This is a genomic window from Brevibacterium sp. S22, assembly GCF_004745485.1.
In the GTDB taxonomy this organism is placed as follows: Bacteria; Actinomycetota; Actinomycetes; order Actinomycetales; family Brevibacteriaceae; genus Brevibacterium.
This window is the reverse complement of sequence record NZ_RHFG01000062.1, coordinates 1-1,465: the sequence shown is the minus strand read 5'-3', so window position 1 is coordinate 1,465 and position 1,465 is coordinate 1. Positions and strand designations below refer to the sequence as shown.

The window sequence follows — 1,465 nt, the reverse complement described above, 5'->3', positions numbered from 1 at the left end:
GGCTCTGCGGAATGAAGCGTGGTGACTGAGCAGTAGTCCAGTCGGTGTGTCGATGAGGGCAACGAAGGATCGGAGCCCCCATCATCGGAAGTGACGAAACAACCCACCGATGGAGACTCCGACCGTGTCCGATCCTACCTGCCCCGACCTCGCTTACCCCGCCTACTCTCAACGCGCGGACGCGCTCGTGGGACTGGACGGTTTCCACGTGCTCAGCGTCGAAGACACAAGGATCGGCATCCGTATCCATATCGAAACTGATGTCACTATGACCGGCTGTCCAGCCTGCGGCGTCGTCGCGAAGCTTCATCACCGCCGCCGGCACACCGTCCACGACATCCCCGGCCAACGTGGCCCGGTCGAACTCGTGTGGCACAAGAGAATCTGGCGCTGCTGGGAGGCCTTGTGCCCGCGAACAACGTGGTCCGAGGGCAGTGACCAGATCGCGGTCCGCGCGAAGGTCACCCTCCGTGTCGGGGATTGGGTCGCCGATCGGCTCCAATACGATGACGCGCACGTGGCAGCACTGGCCCGCCGACTCGGAGTCGATTGGCACACCTGCTGGGCGGCAGCGAAACCCGTCCTTGAGACCCGCACCAGGGCACCGGAGCGGCTCGAGAACGTCACAGCGCTCGGCGTCGACGAGCATGTGTGGCGACATGTCGGCCCGCAGAAACCGCGGATGCTCACCGGAATGGTCGATATCAGCCGCGATAAGAAAGGGCACGTCAATGCGAGGCTCCTCGACGTGGTGCCCGGCAGGTCCGGCCCGGTCTACTCGAACTGGTTGAAAGCTCAGACGCCGCAGTTCCGGGCGGGGGTCAAGCACACGACTCTGGATGCGTTTCGCGGATACAGGAACGCGATCACTGACCAGTTGGGGCACACGGTCACGATCCTCGATGCTTTCCACGTCGTCAAACTCGGCATCGAAGCCCTCGACGAGACCAGGCGGCGAGTACAGAACGCGACGACAGGGCATCGGGGTCGCAAGGATGACCCGCTGTACACAATTCGGCGACTGCTCACGACGGGAGCTGAGCACTTGCGGGAGGGGATGCTTGAGCGCATCGATGGCAAGCTGCGGGCTGGGGATCCGGACTGTGAGGTCACGATCGCCTGGGACTGCTATCAGAGCCTACGCCGGGTCTATCAGGCAGAGTCGAGTGAGAAGGGGGCCCGATTGTTCGAGGGTCTGGTCGTGAAGTTCGGGTCCTGTCCAGTTCCCGAGGTAAATCGGCTCGTGAGGACGTTGAAGCGGTGGCGGAAGGAGATCCTCGCGTATTTCTCAACAGGTGGTGCATCCAATGGTCCTGTCGAAGCGGTCAACAACTTGATCGAGAAGACGCGACGAGTCGCTCATGGGTTTCGCAACTTCGAGAACTATCGGTTGAGGATCCTCACCGTAGCGTCGGGGTTGAAGAGAAACCTACCAACGAGTCACCACACTTGATTCCGAAGAGCC

1 protein-coding gene is annotated in these 1,465 nt (G+C 61.8%); it reads left to right on the top strand.

Annotated elements, in window-relative coordinates:
- Positions 1 to 124: 124 nt before the first annotated feature.
- The gene (locus EB835_RS20140) at positions 125 to 1,453 is read left to right on the top strand and encodes an ISL3 family transposase (protein ID WP_240688887.1); all 1,329 of its coding nucleotides are present in this window, start codon (positions 125 to 127) and stop codon (positions 1,451 to 1,453) included.
- The last annotated feature ends 12 nt before the right edge of the window (positions 1,454 to 1,465 follow it).